This is a genomic window from Chryseobacterium sp. KLBC 52, assembly GCF_003347605.1.
Classification (GTDB): domain Bacteria; phylum Bacteroidota; class Bacteroidia; order Flavobacteriales; family Weeksellaceae; genus Chryseobacterium.
Genome location: NZ_QDFZ01000015.1, coordinates 77,384 through 96,149, shown reverse-complemented (window position 1 = coordinate 96,149; position 18,766 = coordinate 77,384). Strand labels below are relative to the sequence as shown.

General features: G+C 37.1%; 14 protein-coding genes. 2 read left to right on the top strand and 12 right to left on the bottom strand.

What is annotated here, in order from left to right; all coding sequences use genetic code 11:
* Positions 1–34 precede the first annotated feature (34 nt).
* The 9 genes from DDF69_RS16260 to hutH form a co-directional block, all read right to left on the bottom strand.
* Positions 35–1,285 (bottom strand): DUF3887 domain-containing protein, encoded by a 1,251-nt coding sequence (locus DDF69_RS16260; protein WP_228412020.1) that lies wholly within the window; start codon positions 1,283–1,285, stop codon positions 35–37.
* A gap of 6 nt (positions 1,286–1,291) precedes the next feature.
* Positions 1,292–1,657: a hypothetical protein gene (locus tag DDF69_RS16255; protein WP_114821696.1), complete on the bottom strand. Its 366-nt coding sequence runs from the start codon at positions 1,655–1,657 to the stop codon at positions 1,292–1,294.
* The gene (locus DDF69_RS16250) at positions 1,654–3,342 is read right to left on the bottom strand and encodes a C45 family autoproteolytic acyltransferase/hydolase (protein ID WP_228412019.1); all 1,689 of its coding nucleotides are present in this window, start codon (positions 3,340–3,342) and stop codon (positions 1,654–1,656) included. Before DDF69_RS16250 ends, DDF69_RS16255 begins: the two co-directional genes overlap by 4 nt.
* A 1-nt stretch (position 3,343) precedes the next feature.
* Positions 3,344–4,870 carry a phytoene desaturase family protein gene (locus tag DDF69_RS16245; protein ID WP_114821695.1) on the bottom strand — a complete coding sequence of 509 codons (1,527 nt, stop codon included), beginning with the start codon at positions 4,868–4,870 and terminating at the stop codon, positions 3,344–3,346.
* 157 nt (positions 4,871–5,027) lie between these two features.
* Complete coding sequence (locus tag DDF69_RS16240; RefSeq protein WP_114821694.1) at positions 5,028–5,912, bottom strand: lipid A biosynthesis acyltransferase; 885 nt, start codon at positions 5,910–5,912, stop codon at positions 5,028–5,030.
* Positions 5,913–6,031: 119 nt separating this feature from the next.
* Complete coding sequence (locus tag DDF69_RS16235; protein ID WP_034692469.1) at positions 6,032–6,286, bottom strand: acyl carrier protein; 255 nt, start codon at positions 6,284–6,286, stop codon at positions 6,032–6,034.
* Between the two features lie 4 nt (positions 6,287–6,290).
* Positions 6,291–7,511 (bottom strand): beta-ketoacyl-[acyl-carrier-protein] synthase family protein, encoded by a 1,221-nt coding sequence (locus tag DDF69_RS16230; RefSeq protein WP_114821693.1) that lies wholly within the window; start codon positions 7,509–7,511, stop codon positions 6,291–6,293.
* Position 7,512: 1 nt separating this feature from the next.
* A complete protein-coding gene (gene fabG, locus DDF69_RS16225; RefSeq protein WP_114821692.1) occupies positions 7,513–8,244 on the bottom strand; it encodes a 3-oxoacyl-ACP reductase FabG in 732 nt (243 codons plus the stop codon).
* Between the two features lie 81 nt (positions 8,245–8,325).
* Positions 8,326–9,846, bottom strand: a complete 1,521-nt coding sequence (hutH, locus tag DDF69_RS16220) for a histidine ammonia-lyase (protein ID WP_185144360.1) — start codon at positions 9,844–9,846, stop codon at positions 8,326–8,328.
* Between the two features lie 98 nt (positions 9,847–9,944).
* Between hutH and DDF69_RS16215 the strand changes: the two genes are divergently transcribed.
* Positions 9,945–11,201, top strand: coding sequence for an NAD(P)/FAD-dependent oxidoreductase (locus DDF69_RS16215; protein WP_114821690.1), 1,257 nt, complete (start codon positions 9,945–9,947; stop codon positions 11,199–11,201).
* Between the two features lie 32 nt (positions 11,202–11,233).
* Here the strand turns inward: DDF69_RS16215 and DDF69_RS16210 are convergent, their stop codons facing one another.
* From DDF69_RS16210 to DDF69_RS16200, 3 genes are all read right to left on the bottom strand, one after another.
* Positions 11,234–11,833: a hypothetical protein gene (locus DDF69_RS16210; protein ID WP_114821689.1), complete on the bottom strand. Its 600-nt coding sequence runs from the start codon at positions 11,831–11,833 to the stop codon at positions 11,234–11,236.
* A gap of 75 nt (positions 11,834–11,908) precedes the next feature.
* Positions 11,909–13,201, bottom strand: a complete 1,293-nt coding sequence (locus DDF69_RS16205; protein WP_114821688.1) for a phenylacetate--CoA ligase family protein — start codon at positions 13,199–13,201, stop codon at positions 11,909–11,911.
* Between the two features lie 91 nt (positions 13,202–13,292).
* Positions 13,293–14,981: a M23 family metallopeptidase gene (locus DDF69_RS16200; protein ID WP_114821687.1), complete on the bottom strand. Its 1,689-nt coding sequence runs from the start codon at positions 14,979–14,981 to the stop codon at positions 13,293–13,295.
* A 372-nt stretch (positions 14,982–15,353) separates the two neighbouring features.
* Here DDF69_RS16200 and ileS point away from each other — a divergent pair, with 372 nt between their 5' ends.
* Positions 15,354–18,749 carry an isoleucine--tRNA ligase gene (gene ileS / locus DDF69_RS16195; protein WP_114821686.1) on the top strand — a complete coding sequence of 1,132 codons (3,396 nt, stop codon included), beginning with the start codon at positions 15,354–15,356 and terminating at the stop codon, positions 18,747–18,749.
* Positions 18,750–18,766 lie beyond the last annotated feature (17 nt).

The following is an 18,766-nucleotide window of genomic DNA, read 5'->3' as shown; positions in this document are numbered from 1 at the left end:
GAATATTATTTTCTATTTTACGTTGAATACATTATTACAGAATAAATTGAACCAAATCTTTTAAAAACTGTTCATCCACTTTCCCTTTCGTTTCATAGTCTTTTGGAGAGGGTTTTCCAGAACCTGCAATGAATAAGTGACTTAATGTAGGATAAAACTTAAATACAGCAGTCTTATCATTTTTCAATGTTTCTTTCCAAAGGCTGAAATCTTTCTCAGTTACCTGATAATCTCTTCCGCCCTGTGCAAAAAACATGGGAGCTTTTACTTTTTTAACTTCATTAAGCTGATTGTAATCCTTCAAATATTTCCAATAGGATGCAGATTGTCCCAAAGGAAGCTCTGATGAAGGTGAACTTACATTAAATTTAGACGAATTTAAAAATGCTACCTCCTTTTTCACTTTCTGAACAGCCTCAGCAGGAAATTTAGCTGGATCTAAAGCATGAAGATAATCATACTGTTCCACTAATAAATCCTGCAATGGTCTCGCATTTCCAGCCATAAAAACATATTTTGAAACCTGAGCCTTTTCGGCAATTTTTGGCATCATATACGCTCCCTGGCTATGCCCAAGAATGATAATCTGATATCCTTTATAATCAGCATTATTTTTAAAATAAAGAGCTGCGTTTACGGCATCATTGATCGTTTCCGCTTCTACAGTAGATTTTTCATTAAATGTCTCAGGGTAGGAATAGGTTCTTTTATCATATCGGTAAGAAGAAATTCCGTTGGCTAAAAGATATTCTGCAATGTCTTTAAACGGCTTGTTTTCCCCAATGGTTTCGTCTCTGTCATGTGCTCCTGAGCCATGAACGAAAATAACCAGTTTCTTTTTATTGTTGGAAGGAGGAAGCAACAACGTTCCATTCAGTTCAATTCCATCACTTTTTATTTTAAGTGTGGTTTTCTCGTCTGGTTTTTCAAATGTTTTATGCGGAACTAAAAAGAAACCCAGCATTTTATTATTATCTCCAAAAGTAATTTGAATGTCAAGTTTTGTTTTTTCAAATTCGGAATAGTAATAGTAGGTGTTTCCTTCATTATTTACTTCAAGGATATTTTTAAATCCTCCAACCTGGCTATGAAGCTGTTCTGGAATGGCTTTAAGCTGATCCACCGGAATTTGCCCTGCTACGGAAGGATCGAAATAAGAATGTGCTTTTTCCGCATTTTTATCTATAAGCAAAGCTTTAATGAAAGTATTTCCGATCTCTTTTCTGTCCTGGGAAAATGATAACAGAGCTAATGCGGTAAAGAATAAGGTTAAAAGTTTTTTCATAATCAATTATTTAAAGACCACATCAGCAAATGATAGTGGTGTCATCATGATGGTAACAAATATCGAAATAATAACCAGAGCGAGCTGGGTGATATGATATGTTTTTTCTCTTTCCTCCTCATTGATTTCAAAAGTAAATTTTATTTTATCAGGCCTTCTGATGATCAACCAGATAAATAAAAGAACAGCCAGATTCATCAATACGGGAAACACAAGAAAGATTTTGCTTCCATAATTGTCCTTCATACTTCCGTACCCGTGAATAGTAATGGTGTCAGGTATTGAGCTGTAAACGGTGCACAAATACACAGAATAGCAGATGATAATAACAAAAGGAATACAGAACAGCAGTTTTATATATTTGGGGATCATTTCAGTTTCTTTAAAGTTTTCTTCAGGTATTTTTCAACATCTTTTCTGTCGGGAACTGTTGTAATTTCTTTCGTCAATGCTTTCTCAAACTCCATCTTTGCCTTCGAATATTCTTTTTTGCTAAAATAATACTTTCCTGATTGATAATAGACCAGCCAAAAATCGGGGTTCATAGCCTGATACGATGGGATTACATCATCTGTCAACAGCGTGTTTTTATCATCAGCGGCCTCGTTGATTTCTTTACCGTACAATTTGGACAGTTCATAGTGTTGAAATTCTTCAGAATCAGCAAACGGATCTCTTGCAATATTCAGTTCTGTTTTGGCCAGCAGACTTTGCGATAACTGTTTACCGGAAAAAATCTCAGTCAGGTCATAACAAACAAATTCTCCAAGCTGATAAGGATTGGAAGAAACCCAAACCAGTTTTTTCTGAGGTGAAAATATAACGGCATGGTGAGCTAATAGCTGATTGAGTGCTTTTTCATTACCGTAACCGATACTTTCCTCTTTTAAACCGGATTTATTTCTTAAAATGGAAGCCATCTTTTCGGGAGTGATCTTCTTTTCTTTCTGCAAAAGCTCCTGAAGTTTTTCATAGCGGTATTTAGAATGGCTTTCTTCAATCTGCTTCTGATTTCTTTTGTCATCTTTATAAGCTTCAGACTGGAAATGATTGGTGCAAAGAACTCTGCTGGTATTCTGCACGCTGTACACTCCGAAATTTTTAGGTGAAACTTCAATAATGACTGCATTTTTATCTGCTGCACTTCCCACAAGAATGGATTCTGAAACAAATACCTTTCTTTTTTGAGCAATGGCAATAGCTTCTTCTATATTTTTTGCATACTGTAATATCTCTCTTGTAACCAGGGAAATCGGAGTCTTTGCCGTTAAAGGAATTTTTGATTTTCCGGCATTAATGGTCACAGTAATTCCTTCTTTATTCATTCCTGAAACCACACCAATCATTCCCGGCCAGCTTACCGACATATAGGGAATTCCTTCTTCGGGTTGCACAAATTCTACCAATTTATTTTTAGCAAAATCGTCTCCCACATAAAAGTCGAAATTTCTTCCAATCAACAATTCTCCATCTTCCGTATTCTCATTCCATACAGCAAGAGATGTACATCCTACCATGGCAAGATCCTGCATGGCATGCCCGATATCATGAGCTCCGTGCAGGTAAAGGTTTCTTAAATATTTGGGAGCAATAAAGTCATACTGATCGGATGAATACTGTGACAAGCCAAATAATTCTGCCTGATAATCTTCTCTTACATTGAGGTACATTTTTCTGTTGTACCATTTTAAAAAACCTCTTAGCAGTCCTTGCCTGAATTTTGAGGGTACAAAACCTTCCACTTTTGAAAAGAAAATGTTTTCCTGTTTCTGCATTAAGCTTTGCGTCAATGCTCCGCTGTTATATCCGAGCTGCAAAGGGTTTCCTTTAATATAAAGTTCCCAGAGCTGCTGTTTGTTTTTGGTAAGATAATTCTGATTGTAGCTGAATGTACTGTCATTGATCTGGTTTACTTTCGGAACTTCCAGAGCATATTGTTGTACTTCGGGAATATGTTTGACAGACTTTGAGATTCCGCAAGATGTGAGGAAAACACAAAAAGTGAGATAAAGAAAAATTCTTTTGTGAGATGAATAAATGGTTTTAGTTTTTTTCACTTTAGTTTTTATTAATCATTTGAGTCAGCCGCATGTCTATCGTTTCTTTTCCGATAATCTCAGCACAGGTGTTAAAAGCTCCGATAGTAACGCCTAAAATCCCATGCATATTCACGGATTGTCCGGTCAGAAAAAGATTGTCAATTTTGGTACGGGGAGAAACCATCGTTTTAAGGGGATTCTCCGAGCTTTTCATGTATCCATACATATTTCCTTCACAATTCCCGATATAGTCCCGATAAGACAAAGGAGAGGAAGTATAGAGTGTTTTAATGGCATGCCTTACATTCGGAATTTTCTTTTCCAGCGCATCAAGCATTTTTTCTGTTTTTTCAAGCTTAAATCTTTCATAAGCATTTCCTCTTTCATGTTCATCGGCAACGGTATTGAAGGTATTTTCCCATTCTTTAACCTCATCAAAATCCATATACGATATCGCCGTCAGACTTTCTGCGAATTCAGGATGACGTTTCGAAGGTGTAGAAGAAAGCATAAACGTTTCCGGCCATGTTTCTTTCCGGTATTGGAATGCATTCCAAACCTGTTCTTCAGAAGAGTAATGATATCTGTTATAATTAAAATTCGGAAGATAGTGAGGTTTTAAAACAAGGTAAATGCTAAAGCACGATGAAACCGGCTTCCAGCTTAAAACCCTGTTCAGAAAGGACTTTTTAAGTCTTTCTTCACCAATAAGTTTAATGGTGGAACGGATTTCTATATTTGAAATAAATTGTTTGGCGGTGTATTCTTTTCCTTTTTTTGTTTTAACAGAGGTCAGTGTATTATTTTCATTAAAAACAAATTCTGAAACTTCCGAATGCTTGTGTACTTCGGCTCCATATTCCCGAAGTTTTCTGATTAAAAGTTTAGAAATCTGGCTTCCTCCTTTCACACATTTGTAAGCACTTTGGATATAAGAATTTACCGTCAAAGCATGTACATAAAAGGGAACATTCTCTGAGTCTCCGGCATATAAAAAGTTGGAACCTAATAAAACCGACTGCAGTTTTTTATTATGGGTAACAGACTCAATGAATCTTTTAGTATTGAGGTGCAGGATTTCTTCGTTGTAATTATCTTTTCCCACCACATGATATCTGGGAAACTGGCTGCATACATACTGAATTTCTTCACAATAGGTTTCAAGATTTTCTTTTTCTTCGGGAAAATACTTTGAAAGCTGTTCAACAAAATTCTGATAGCCCTGTGCATGAGGATATTCTATTTCATCTTCTCCAAAACTGATTCTGTCATAGCCGTCTTCATCCATCAACTGAAGCTCAAGATCATCCATGATTTCAAGATAGGAAAAAAACTGGTTCAGATTCTGTCCTTTGGATAAACCTCCAAGATAATGGACTCCGGTATCAAAAATAAGTTTATCTCTTGAAAAGGTCTGCAGATTTCCTCCATATTGGTTATTTTTCTCCAGAACGCATACTTTCAGACCTTCTTTCGCTAAAATAAGAGCTGAAACAAGACCTCCCAATCCGCTGCCGATTACAAGTATGTCATATTCTTTCTTCAAAAGAGAATGTGCTTTTAATAATTAAGAAACAGGGAATTTAAGATATTTAAAGATTACTTTCGTAAAGTAAGCAAAGAATTTTTTTTGGTTATCTTAAACCTCGGTACATCTTAATGGTTTTAGTTTTTATTCGTTTTATGGGATAAAAATAGAAAAATTAATCAACATCATCCCAAAAATCAAAATAATTAAACCATTGAAGCGGGTATTTTTTCACCATAGTTTCAAGATTTTGCACATACGACTGTAAAAGCCCTTGTGAATCCCGGTTCTTGATATTCTGTGCCACTCTTGCATACAGATGGTAATGAAGATTATTCTCTTTCATCACATAAACATATACTACCGGAACACCTAATCTTGAAGCGATCAAAAACGGGCCGGCCGGAAATTTTGCACTTTTTCCCAACAGTTCTGCCTCCAGATATTTGGATCCTTCGAAATAACGGTCTCCGGTAAAGCAGATAAGCTCATTATTGGACAAAGCCTGATTGATCTCAAAGATATGAGACATGTCGTCTTTTACATAAATGAACTTGATATTGCTCTCTTTTACAGCAACACTTTCAAGATATTCCTTGATGACGGTAACTTCCTGATCTGTAGTGACCAGATTGATCTGACAGTCGAAATCAATATCAGCAAAAAAATGCTCCGCAATTTCAAAATTACCGATATGGGCACTGATCAGCACTCCTCCTTTTTTAGCGGCTAAAAGATTTCTGAGGTTTTCAATACCGTCAAACTCATAAGTATATTTTTCTCTGAGTCCGGCAGAAATCGCGGTTTTATCAATTAAAACTTTTCCGAAAGTAAAATAGCTTTTAAAAATAGAAGCTTTGGATTTCCAGTATCCGTAGTTCAGTCTTTTCTGAAAATAATAAAGAATGTATTGGTTGCTTTTCGTCTGAAACAGGGAGTAATAGGCTGCTACAAAATACAGCACACCATATGAACTTCTGATCCCGATATTTCTAATACACCAGACGAATATTCTGTATCCGAGTACTGTTCCTTTAGATTTACCTTTCCATTTGTTCATATCTATAATTTAATATAACAGAGAGCCAATGTAATAATACCTTTTTGAAGTGTCCGTTACCGGATCACTGTGATATTGTTACATTGGCACATTTTATAGAATAAAGATTTACTCAATAACTACGCGTTTTTTTCAGCAATCTTATGTTCAATCGTTGTATAGAAATCATCAAATGTTACCATTTTTTTGAAATCTGCTTCTCCTAATTTCACCCCGAAATTGGATTCAATCACGACTACCATGTCGATATAATCTAAGCTGTCTAAGCCCAGTGTATTTTTAAGGTTGGCATCGTTACTGATTTCGTCTCCGTCTACCTCGAATTCGTTGACAAGAAAATCATTAACAATAGCAACAATTTTTTCCCTTTCCATGTTTTTAATCAAATTTTTTAACTATTAGTGCAGAATTGGTTCCCCCAAACCCAAAAGAATTCGACAAAAATACATCAATTTTTTGATTTTTTGTTTTTGCGACTAAATTTATCTTTTGTGCTTCATTATCAGGGTTTTCCAGATTGATATTGGGAGCCACAAAATCGTTCTGCATCATCAGAATGGAGTAGATAACTTCACTTGCACCTGCCATCCAGCACTCGTGTCCGGTCATTGATTTAGTAGAACTTACCGGAACTTCGCTACCGAAGATCTCATAGATGGCTTTCGCTTCGTTGGCATCACCAATTGGAGTAGAAGTTGCATGAGCGTTGATATAATCGATGTCTGAAGCTTTTAATCCTGACTGTTTTAAGGCTCTGTCCATTGCTAAAGCCGGCCCGTCTACATTAGGCGTTGAAATATGACCTCCGTTGGAAGAAAAACCGTAACCGATAATCTCGGCAATAATCGGAGCGCCTCTTCTTTGGGCAGATTCTAAGCTTTCAACGATCAGACTGGCTGCTCCGCCACTTGGAATCAATCCGTCTCTTTCTGCATCGAAAGGTCTGGATGCTTTTGTAGGCTCATCTTCTCTGGCTGAGAACACTCCCAATCCGTCAAAGCTCGCCATGGAATATTTGTTGGTTTCCTGAGCACCCCCACAGATAATCATATCCTGAAAACCATTTTTGATCATCATATAAGCCAGTCCCAAAGAATGGGAACCGCTTGCGCATGCTGCGCTGATGGTAAGATTGATTCCTTTCAGTTTAAAAATGGTTGAAAGGTTCATCGTTACCGTTGAGTTCATTGATTTGAAGATCGCTCCCGATCCCATCAATGTTGTATCTTTCTTTTCCCTTGCAATATCGATAGATTCTACGACTGCCTGGGAAACACTGTCATTTCCGTATAAGATCCCCACTTCATGAGCATCTAGGAATTCTTCATCCAGATTCGCCTGTTTTAAAGCATCCAATGTAGCAAGATAAGCATATTCGCTCTCCTCTCCCATACTGACACGCTGGCGTCTGTTTAAAAGATTTTTCAGGTCAGGCTTCGGAACTACTCCCGTAAGGCCAGACCTGAAACCAAATTCTTTTCTGTCCTGATCTAAAACAATACCGGATTTTCCTTGATATAGGGATTCCCTGACCTCTTCTAAAGACGTCCCGATGCAGGAATAAATTCCCATTCCGGTAATTACAACCCTATTTTCCATGTTATGAATAAATTCCTCCGTTAATATTAATCACTTCTCCTGTAATGTAAGAAGATTTTTTAGATGCTAAAAATGCTACAAGATCCGCCACTTCTTCAGCTTCTCCGAATCTGTTGGCAGGAATCATTGCTTTCAGTTCTTCTTCATTGAATTCCTGAGTCATATCTGTTTTGATGAAACCAGGAGCAACAGCATTGACGGTAACATTTCTTTTGGCAACTTCCTGAGCAAGAGCTTTTGTAGCTCCCACCAAAGCACCTTTCGCAGCAGAATAATTCGTTTGACCAGCGGTTCCTTTTACTCCCGATACAGAAACCATATTAATGATTCTTCCGTATTTATTACGAAGCAGCTTTTGAATAAAAAAATTGGTCACATTGAAAAATCCGTCCAGACTTGTATTGATTACACTGTTCCAGTCTTCCTTCTGCATCCACATAAAAAGACCGTCTCTTGTGATTCCGGCATTATTGACGATCACTTCTACCACGGCATCAGGATTTTTCTCCTGCCATTCCGTTAAAACAGCTTGTGTTTCTTCGGGGTTTCCTACATCAAATTTAAGAATTTCTCCGGTAGCGCCCAATTCTTTCACTTTAGCCAACGTTTCGTTTGCTGCCGTTTCATTTGAAGCGTAGTTGATAAGGATGTGATAGTTTTTCTCTTCAGCCAGTTTTATACAGATTGCTCTCCCGATTCCTCTGGAGCCTCCTGTTACAATTGCACATTTCATGCGTTAGTGTTTATATCGTTTTTAGTTTTTTAAGTTGATGCTGGAAGCCTTTTTTAAAAGACAATTGATGGCAACCAATAGTTACATTCCTTTCAGATATTTCTTTACTTCCTCCAGATACGGATACATGACCATATCGTCTGAGAAAGCAGGAATAATTTTTCTGATATCATCATACAGTTCTTTTGTAGAGGATGAAACCTTATCCTGGAATCCAAGATATTCAACCGCCTGAATAATGGTAATCGCTTCAATAGCCAAAACTTCAAAGGCATTTTCAATGACTTTTCTGCAAATTACAGCAGCGTTTGTTCCCATACTAACGATATCCTGATTATCATTATTGTTTGGAATACTGTGAACATACATAGGGTTTGACAACATCTGGCTTTCTGCTGTAGTAGAAGTTGCCGTAAATTGTACTCCCTGCATCCCGAAATTGAAACCTAATTTACCTAAATTGACAAAAGGAGGCAAAATTTCGTTGATTTTGGCATTCAGAAGGTAGTTTAACTGTCTTTCTGCAAGCATGGTAAGTTTGGTTACCACAATTTTAAGTTTATCCATTTCCAGAGAGATATAATCTCCGTGGAAGTTTCCTCCGTGGTAAACATGCTGGTCTTCAACATTGATAATCGGGTTATCATTCGCTGAATTGATCTCATTTTCAAGAACTTTCTCTGTGTATTCCAATGTATCCAATACCGGACCTAGAATCTGAGGAACACATCTTAATGAATAATATTCCTGAACTTTTTCCTTGAATACTTTTTCCTGTTCTTCAAAATGGGTATAAAGATGTTCTTCTCTTTTTCTGATCAGTTTACTGTCTGCCAGGTGAGCACGCATTCTTTCTGCCACTTTCTGCTGACCGTAATGTTTCTTAGTTCCGTTCAATGCTTCTGATAAATGATCATCATAAGCCTGTACAATCTCATTGATGGCACAAGAAAGTCTAAGAGAAATATCAGTAAGCTGATTGGCTTTATAAGCATTCACAATACCGATTCCTGACATCACTGAAGTCCCGTTCATCAAAGCAAGACCTTCACGGATCTCTACTTTGATCGGTTCTAAGCCTTCAGTTTCAAAAACTTCTTTGGTAGATTTTCTTTCTCCATTGTAAAAAACTTCTCCTTCTCCAATTAATACCAAAGCCAGGTGAGCCAGCTGAACAAGGTCACCGCTTGCTCCTACTCCTCCATGTTCAAAGATCAGTGGAGTAATATCCCTGTTGATCAGCTCCTGAAGAAGATAAATAACAGACTGGTGTACTCCTGAATTCCCTAATGATAAGGTATTCAATCTTGCCAGCATACATGCTTTTACTTCTTCTGCAGGTAACGGATTTCCGATTCCTGAAGAGTGGCTTCTGATCAGGTTATACTGAAGCTGGTGGGTGTCTTCATCACTGATTTTAAACTGAGCCATGGGCCCAAAACCGGTGTTCACACCATATATTACTTTATTTTTTGAAAACTCTTTTAAAAACTGAAAACTTTTATCTACTCTTGACAAAAGTGATTCATCCAGTTCTATTTTTTCATTCTCAATGATAATTTTTTGAAAGTCTTTCAGTTCTAAAAAGTTATTTATTTTCATCAATTAAAAGTAATAGTTGATAATTTTGTAAAATATTAATTATTTGTCACTAATTTTGCGGCAAAGATAAAAGTTATTATTAAAATAAAAAATCAAAGATGAGCAAAGAATTTGTTGACGTTCTTGTAATCGGAGCCGGACCCTCCGGATGCGTGTCTTCTTCGTACCTGAAGAACAATAACGTCAGCGTAAAAGTAGTCGAAAAGACAAAATTCCCCAGACTCGTAGTTGGAGAAAGCTTAATTCCAAGGGTAATGGACCACTTTGAAGAAGCCGGACTTTTCCCTGCATTAGACAAAATGGGCTTTGAAAAAAAGCTTGGAGCTCGTTTTCTTCGTGGTGAGGAAGTCTGCATTTTTGATTTCAGCAACAAATTCGGAGAAGGCTGGGACTGGACCTGGCAGGTTCCAAGAGCTGATTTTGATAATACGCTTGCTCAGGAAGTCATAAATAAGGGAATTGATCTTGAGTTTGAAACTGAAGTGATAGACATCAAATTTGACGGAACAGATTCTATAACTACGGTAAGAAACAAGGATGGAGAAACAAAAGAGATCCATGCTAAGTTTGTTATCGATTCCAGCGGCTACGGAAGAGTACTGCCTCGTCTTCTTGATTTGGAGAAACCTTCAAAACTATCTCCTCACTCTGCGATTTTCTCTCATGTAAATGATATCAACAGAGAACCGGGAGAGGAAGGAACTTTAATTTCTTTTGACATTATTGAAACAGAAGTATGGCTTTGGGTAATTCCTTTTTCCAACGGAAACACAAGTTTAGGAATTGTAGGTCCTACTGAATATATCGACAAATTATCTGAAAACGGAGATACAACGGAAGCTTTAAGAAAAGCGATTTCTCTTTCTGAATATTATGTAAAACGTTTTGGAAACGTAGATTTCCTTTTTGAACCTAAACATCTGAAAGATTATTCCTGTTCTGTAAAAAGTTTATTCGGAGACGGATTTGCTTTAACGGGGAATGCTTCAGAATTCCTTGATCCGGTATTCTCTTCAGGAATGGCTTTTGCTACAGAATCCGGAATGCTGGCCGCAAAACTGGCATTAAGACAATTAAACGGAGAAAAAATTGACTGGCAGAAGGAATACACAGACTACATTTTATATGGAGTGGATGTTTTCACAACGTATGTAAAAGAATGGTATACCGGAAATCTTCAGGAATTATTCTTCCATCAACCGGAAAATCCGGACGTAAAGAAAAAGATCTGTGCTGTTTTAGCAGGCTATGTCTGGAATAAAGACAATCCTTTTGTGAGAAAGCACGATACAGTTATTAAAAACCTTGCCAACCTGATCAAGCTGGAAAAACAGGAACAGCAAAATCAAGCATAAAAAAACGGTCTGAACATTCAGACCGTTTTTTGTTATTTTAAAGCATCTTTAATAGCTTTCCCTAATTCTTTTCCTGTTTTTTCATAGGCTGCAGATATTCTTCCGTATTCCATACGATAACTGCCTTTACTTCCTATCCCTTCAATCTTATCACCCTGAACTTTAGCTAACACTTTAGATGGGTTTTCAGTTTCAACAAATATCATTTCTGAGGTTAATTTACCAGGTTGTGTTACAAATCCTGTCCATCCGGCATAGATCCATTTTGTCTCCAGTATCAAGGTGTACTTTGCCGATGCTCCTTTACTGAATTTTATTTTTTTCGCTTTACCATTTACTCCTTCAATAAACTTATCAAAAAAAACAGATTCTTTATGCTTTTGCCACTCTTCATCCCATTCTTTCCAGGATTCTTCGCCTTTCTTAGCTAACGTTTCTGTCTTTCTTCTTTCAAGATACTGGGCTTCAGTATAATTATCTGCCTGAAAAAGAGGGTTTTCAAATTTAAACTGAACATTTACCTCAGTCTGATCTTTCAGAAAGTCAAAATTTCCAGATTCAATATTAATTTTGTCCTGGGCAAAAGTTGCCGTGGTAATGGCTGCAAAAAGCAGCAGAAATAATTTTTTCATAGTGTATTAGTTTTACTATTTAAGAGCCCAAAGATATTGTAAAAAGGAAATCTTTACCCACTCTTTATTTTAATTTTATCTTAAGTCAATAAAAGTGATTGGCTTTCTGCTGTTTGGGTTAAAAACAGTTTTAGAGAGAACATCAAAATCTATGATTTCAATTTTCGGACTCACTCTTAATTTTGCACGGAAGTGGTCTCTTACTTCATTAACAAACCCTTCGTGATCCGCTTCAGTACTTAGTTTAATAATGATCTCATCAAGTCCGATTTCGTTAGCCTGAATAACAATCTGATAGCATAAGATATTGTTGAAATCATTCAAAATATCATTCATTGCCGGTGGGTACAGCGTTGTTCCTTTGTATTTGATCATCTGCTGCTTTCTTCCTACAACAGGTCCTAATCTCATTGTATTTCTTCCGCACTGGCATGGCTCATAGTGGGCTTTTACAAGATCTCCGGTTTTAAACCTCAACAAAGGAATGGCTTCCACTCCCAAAGTCGTAATCGTAAGTTCTCCGCTTTCTCCTTCTTTTACAGGATTTCCTTCATCATCCAGAATTTCTGTAATAATCAATTCTGGGTGGTGATGTCCTCCCATCTGGAACTCACACTCTGTAAAAGCGGTGCTCATCTCGGTAGAAGCATAGGTGGAAAAGAGTTTGATGTCCCATTTCTCTTTGATTTTCTGTGAAAGAATATTATCTGTAAAATCCTGATTTTTGATGCTTTCTCCAATACATACAGCCCCATACACACCGGAATTTTTATAATCCAATCCATGTTTTTCGGCATAATCAATCATTTTAAGTAGAAAAGAAGGTACGGTGATCAAATATTTGGGTTTGTATCTGAAAATAGAATCCCACTGCAGTTCCGGAATTCCAGGACCCATTCTCACTACGCTAGCACCCATTTTTCTTAAACCAAGAAAATAAGCAAGCCCGGCCATAAACCTTTTATCAATGGTGGTAATCATCTGAACAACATCTCCTTTCTGAATTCCTGCACAGGCGAAAGATATCGCTTCATTGTACGCAAGCCTTTCAAGATCACTGTCAGACAATCCAAAAGTTACCGGATCTCCCAATGTTCCGGAAGTGGTACTGTAATCCACAATTTTATCCGGTGTTATGCAGAAAAAATCATGGTTATACTGCTGGAGATCGTTTTTTGTAGTCGTAGGAATCTTCTGAAGATCTTCCAACGTACGAATGTCAGCAATATGGATATTATTTTCTTTGAACAGTTTCTGATAAAAAGGGGAATGAGTTTCAAGATACCTCAAAAGCTCATGAAGTTTTTCTTCCTGAAATATTTTGATTTCCTGAATCCCTGCTTTTTCGATTGACGGATAAAATTCCAATGATTTTAATTTTTAAAAAGCAAATTTATTTAAAATTACAAGATTGTAGGAGGTATTCATGTAAAATGTATTCATGATTGCAGCTACAGTTTTATCTTTGAAACGTAAAAGTTTGGGTATTGGTATTCCCGGCAGTATTGATGGTTGTCACTTTTAAAGTATGAGAACCGCTTCCTTTAGGACATTTTTCATCAAAAATGTAGACAAAATTATCTTTTACACGGGCAAACCTCAACCATTTGCCATCCAGTTCGGCACGAAATGAAATAATATCTCCCACTTTCGTTGTTCCTTTTAAGAGTAAAGAACTGCTATTAACCAATGCCCCTTCTGACCAGCCTGATGAAACGGATGGAAAATTATTGTCAATCAACAATTTTGCGGTACCCAATCTGTTGAATTTCCCTTCTGCCCAATCACCATTCCATTTTACCTTGACAACGGTTTTATCACTGCCATAATCAAGGAGGATAACAGCTTTATCTTTTTCTGTATTGGTTAATTTTCTATTCGGTTTTATTTTTAAAGTATATTCGTCCTGAACGGGAATGTATGGACTTTGCAAAACAATACTGTTTGAAACGGCATTCGGATCAGCATCCGGTTTTTCATAAGCATTGAAATTTACCGCATCATACATGGCATTTTTACTGAAGGTAATCTCCGTATTTTCTGTGGTAATGGTTTTCGCTTCGTTAGCTATTAGTGTTTTTGCCGTAGGAGATATTTTATCTGAGGTTTTGCTTAACTGGAGTTTTGTTGTTAACCGGCTTGTATTTCCTTTCACGTCTTTCAGAACAATTTCAATGGTATGAACATTTTCATCCTGAAGTCTGATCATTCCTGTTAAATTTGGAAGACTATAATTCTGAAGTTTCATTCCCGGTAAATCGGACAGGTGCTGAATTCCCATTTTATCTCTGATAAATTTGGTATAATCTATACAGCCGTTGATATATCGGGTATCATCATAGTGAATCTTATCAATTTTAAAACTGTAAATCAGCTTTCCATCCATCAATAGGTCAGCATTATAAACACCTAAATTAAAACCCTGATTAGCTTTATCAACTGCTTTAATGCCCAAACTTATTTCCGGAGAATTTACCTGAATGAGACCGGCAGTATAAATATTTCCCGCTTTTTTTATGGTAATACTATTCGCTCCTGGTTCATACGTACTGAAACGTCGGTCATACCAATACAATCCGCTAATAATCGGGGCTATATTATCAGGAATGGCAAAACCAAAAAGTAACGGGTTCAGGCATTCCTCTGTTTTGGTATCTCTTATTTCAAAATGAAGATGCGGACCTGCAGATCCTCCGGTATTTCCGCTCAAAGCAATCTGTTGTCCCTTTTCCACAGGAAACTGTCCGGGTTGAAAAATGATGTCCTGTTCCCACTTTTCGTCTTTATATTGTCTTTCCTTTACGTATTCATCAAGTGCATTAAAATATTTGTTCAGGTGAGCATATACTGTTGTATAGCCATTGGGGTGAGTAATGTACACAGCATTTCCAAATCCGTAGCGCTCGACTTTTATCCTGCTTACATAGCCATCCGCAGCTGCAAGAACAGGAAGGTTTTCCTGGCTATTGGTTCTTAAATCCAGCCCCATATGAAAGTGATTGGTCCTGATAGCTCCAAAATTGGCTGCTAGCTGCATGGGAATGTTGAGTGGATTCCTGAAATAATTTTGTGGATAATTATTTTGAGCTTGTACAATGCTTGTGTTGATAAAACAGACAAAAAGCATTAGGTAATAAAAGATTTTCATACAGCATTTGGGTTTTACGTCTAATTAAATATACGAATTTTTAAGTTATGCTTATTTTTTTAACCGCAGATTTCACAGATTTTCACAGATGATTATGTTGTAGGTTTTGGCTAAAGCCGTAGGATTTGTTTTTATTATTTAAGCGGGCTAAAGCCCGCTCCTATTGAATAAATTGCATTAAATTTCATATGAAAAACAGCCAGGAAAATTCACTTATTCACCATTCACTATTCACTTTTTCTCACTTTCTTCATTTATATTTCTGAAATTGAACTTTTTAATAGAAGATATCAAAATAAAACATATATTATAAACCGACAAATTTTAGTAAATTTGCAGACTTAATTAATCAACGATATTGAGATATTTACAATGAGCCAATTTAAAGAATACAAAAACCTCAACCTTATTGACGTAGCAGAGAATGTAGCGGAATTTTGGAAACAAAATAAAACTTTCAATAAGAGTGTTGAGATTCGTCAGGGAAATCCTGAGTTTGTTTTTTATGAAGGTCCGCCTTCAGCAAACGGTATGCCTGGAATTCACCACGTAATGGCAAGAGCATTGAAAGATATTTTCTGCCGTTACCAGACTCAGAACGGAAAGCAGGTTTTCCGTAAAGCTGGCTGGGATACGCATGGTCTTCCTGTGGAACTGGGTGTAGAAAAAGAGTTAGGAATCACGAAAGAAGATATTGGCAAAAAAATCTCTATTGAAGACTATAACAAAGCTTGTCGTGAAGCGGTAATGCGTTATACCGATGTTTGGAATAACCTTACGGAGAAAATCGGATATTGGGTAGACCTTGATGATCCGTACATCACGTACAAGTCAAAATATATGGAAACCGTTTGGTGGTTATTGAAGCAGTTGTATAGCAAAGACTTGTTATACAAAGGCTACACGATCCAGCCTTACTCTCCGAAAGCAGGGACAGGACTTTCTTCTCACGAGCTTAACCAGCCTGGCACCTATCGTGATGTTTCAGACACAACGGTTGTGGCTCAGTTTAAAGTAAAGAAAGACTCTTCAGCATTGTTCAATGATGTTGACGGAGATGTACATATCCTTGCATGGACGACAACTCCATGGACGCTTCCATCCAATACGGCTCTTACCGTAGGTAGAGATATTGAATATGTTGTAGTTAAAACCTTCAATCAATATACATTTGAACCTGTAACCGTAGTGTTATCAAGTGTTCTTTTACCTAAGGTTTTCGGTAAAAAATATACAGAAGGTACAGATGAAGATTTTGCGAATTATACTCCGGAAACGAAAGTAATTCCTTTCAGAATCTTAAAAGAGTTTACAGGAGAAAAACTTGTTGATACAAGATATGAGCAATTAGTTCCTTGGTTTACGCCAAATGATAATCCTGAGAACGCATTCAGAGTAATCTTAGGGGATTTTGTAACGACTGAGGACGGTACAGGTATCGTTCACACGGCACCTACTTTTGGTGCGGATGATGCGAGAGTTGCTAAAATGGCTCAGCCTGAGATCCCGCCAATGTTGGTAAAAGACGAAAATGATAATCTTGTACCATTGGTAGACTTACAAGGGAAATTCATCAAAGGAGACAATGTGCCTGAGGTATTCTCGGGAACTTATATCAAAAATGAATATTACGATGAAGGAACTGCTCCTGAGAAATCATGGGATGTAGAACTTGCGATCTTGTTGAAAACAGAGAACAAAGCCTTCAAAGTAGAAAAATATGTCCACTCTTATCCACACTGCTGGAGAACAGATAAGCCGGTATTGTACTATCCGCTTGATTCCTGGTTTGTAAAAATGACTGCTGTAAAAGACAGACTGGTTAATCTGAACAAAGACATCAACTGGAAGCCAAAAGCTACCGGAGAAGGACGTTTTGCCAACTGGCTGGAAAATGTAAACGACTGGAATCTTTCCCGTTCAAGATATTGGGGTATTCCGTTGCCAATCTGGAGAACAGATGACCTGAAAGAAGAAAAAATCATCGGTTCTGTAGAAGAATTATACAACGAAATCGAAAAATCAATTGCAGCAGGACTGATGACTGAAAATCCATTCAAAGGTTTCATCATCGGAAATATGTCTGAGTCTAATTATGAGCTTGTGGATCTTCACAAAAACGTAGTAGACAAAGTGGTATTGGTTTCTGATTCAGGAAAAGCAATGAAGCGTGAGAGCGACTTGATCGACGTTTGGTTCGATTCAGGGTCTATGCCTTATGCACAGTTGCACTATCCTTTTGAAAACAAAGAATTAATCGATAATAATAAAGCATTCCCTGCTGATTTCATTGCAGAAGGTGTTGACCAGACGCGTGGATGGTTCTATACGCTTCACGCTATCGGAACTGCAGTATTTGATTCAGTTGCTTATAAAAATGTAATGAGTAACGGTCTTGTTCTGGATAAGAACGGACAAAAAATGTCAAAACGTTTAGGAAATGCTGTGGATCCGTTCGAAACACTGGCTGTATACGGACCGGATGCAACGCGTTGGTATATGATCTCGAATGCAAACCCATGGGAAAACCTGAAGTTTGACATTGAAGGAATTGACGAGGTAAGAAGAAAATTCTTCGGAACACTTTACAATACCTATTCATTCTTTGCTTTATATGCGAATGTGGATGGCTTCAACTATTCGGAAAAAGAAGTGGAAAACCGTCCGGAAATCGACAGATGGATTCTTTCTGAACTGAATCTTCTGATCAAGGAAGTGAAAGCTTTCTATGAAGACTATGAACCAACAAGAGTTGCAAGAGCAATCAGCAACTTCGTGAACGACAACTTAAGCAACTGGTATGTAAGACTGTGCAGAAGACGTTTCTGGAAAGGAGATTATTCTGATGACAAGATCTCTGCTTACCAGACTTTATACACTTGTCTTGAAACAGTGGCAAAATTATCTGCTCCAATTGCACCATTCTTTATGGATCAGTTGTATCAGGATCTAAATAAGGTAACAGGTAAAGAAAATTGTGAATCTGTACACTTAACAAACTTCCCGGTAGCAGATGAAAGTTTAATCGATCAGGATCTGGTTGAAAAGACCCATTTAGCACAGAACATTACAAGTATGGTTTTCTCTTTGAGAAAGAAAGAAAATGTAAAAGTTCGTCAGCCGTTACAAAAAGTATTGGTTCCTGTACTGGATTCTAAAGCAGAAGAGCAGATTCTTGCTGTAGCAGACCTGATCAAGCAGGAAGTAAACGTGAAAGAATTACAGCTAATCAATGCTGAAGAAGCATCTCACTTAATTGTAAAGCAAATAAAACCTAACTTCAAAGCGCTTGGTCCTAAATTAGGAAAAGACATGAAAGTGGTAGGTGGCGAGATTGCCAATCTTACTGCAGAGCAGATTGCCGGTCTTGAAAAAGAAGGAAGAATAGACGTTCAGGGATACGAGATTACTCTTGATGATGTGGAAATTTCTACAAAAGATATCCCGGGATGGACAGTAACTTCCGATGGAAAAACAACTGTGGCATTAGATTTGACGTTAACCGATGAGTTAAAATCTGAAGGTATCGCAAGAGAGTTCATCAACAGAATTCAAAACCTGCGAAAAGATAAAGACTTTGATCTGACAGACAGAATCTCAATCACATTGGAAGAAAGTTCTCCTTTCCTGAATGAGATTAAGAAAAATGAGGAATATATTTCTTCTGAAGTCTTGTCAAATAAAATAGAAATTGTATCTTCACTTTCAAATTTTAACGAAATCGAAATAGATGAGGTTAATTTTAAGATAAATGTTGAAAAAAATTAACATGTAGTTATTATATT

Excerpts from the sequence above, each read along its gene's own strand:
- DDF69_RS16260 (WP_228412020.1), bottom strand. The coding sequence starts at position 1,285 with ATGAAAAAACTTTTAACCTTATTCTTTACCGCATTAGCTCTGTTATCA.
- DDF69_RS16255 (WP_114821696.1), bottom strand. The coding sequence starts at position 1,657 with ATGATCCCCAAATATATAAAACTGCTGTTCTGTATTCCTTTTGTTATT.
- DDF69_RS16240 (WP_114821694.1), bottom strand. The coding sequence starts at position 5,912 with ATGAACAAATGGAAAGGTAAATCTAAAGGAACAGTACTCGGATACAGA.
- DDF69_RS16235 (WP_034692469.1), bottom strand. The coding sequence starts at position 6,286 with ATGGAAAGGGAAAAAATTGTTGCTATTGTTAATGATTTTCTTGTCAAC.
- DDF69_RS16230 (WP_114821693.1), bottom strand. The coding sequence starts at position 7,511 with ATGGAAAATAGGGTTGTAATTACCGGAATGGGAATTTATTCCTGCATC.
- fabG (WP_114821692.1), bottom strand. The coding sequence starts at position 8,244 with ATGAAATGTGCAATTGTAACAGGAGGCTCCAGAGGAATCGGGAGAGCA.
- hutH (WP_185144360.1), bottom strand. The coding sequence starts at position 9,846 with ATGAAAATAAATAACTTTTTAGAACTGAAAGACTTTCAAAAAATTATC.
- DDF69_RS16215 (WP_114821690.1), top strand. The coding sequence starts at position 9,945 with ATGAGCAAAGAATTTGTTGACGTTCTTGTAATCGGAGCCGGACCCTCC.
- DDF69_RS16210 (WP_114821689.1), bottom strand. The coding sequence starts at position 11,833 with ATGAAAAAATTATTTCTGCTGCTTTTTGCAGCCATTACCACGGCAACT.
- DDF69_RS16200 (WP_114821687.1), bottom strand. The coding sequence starts at position 14,981 with ATGAAAATCTTTTATTACCTAATGCTTTTTGTCTGTTTTATCAACACA.
- ileS (WP_114821686.1), top strand. The coding sequence starts at position 15,354 with ATGAGCCAATTTAAAGAATACAAAAACCTCAACCTTATTGACGTAGCA.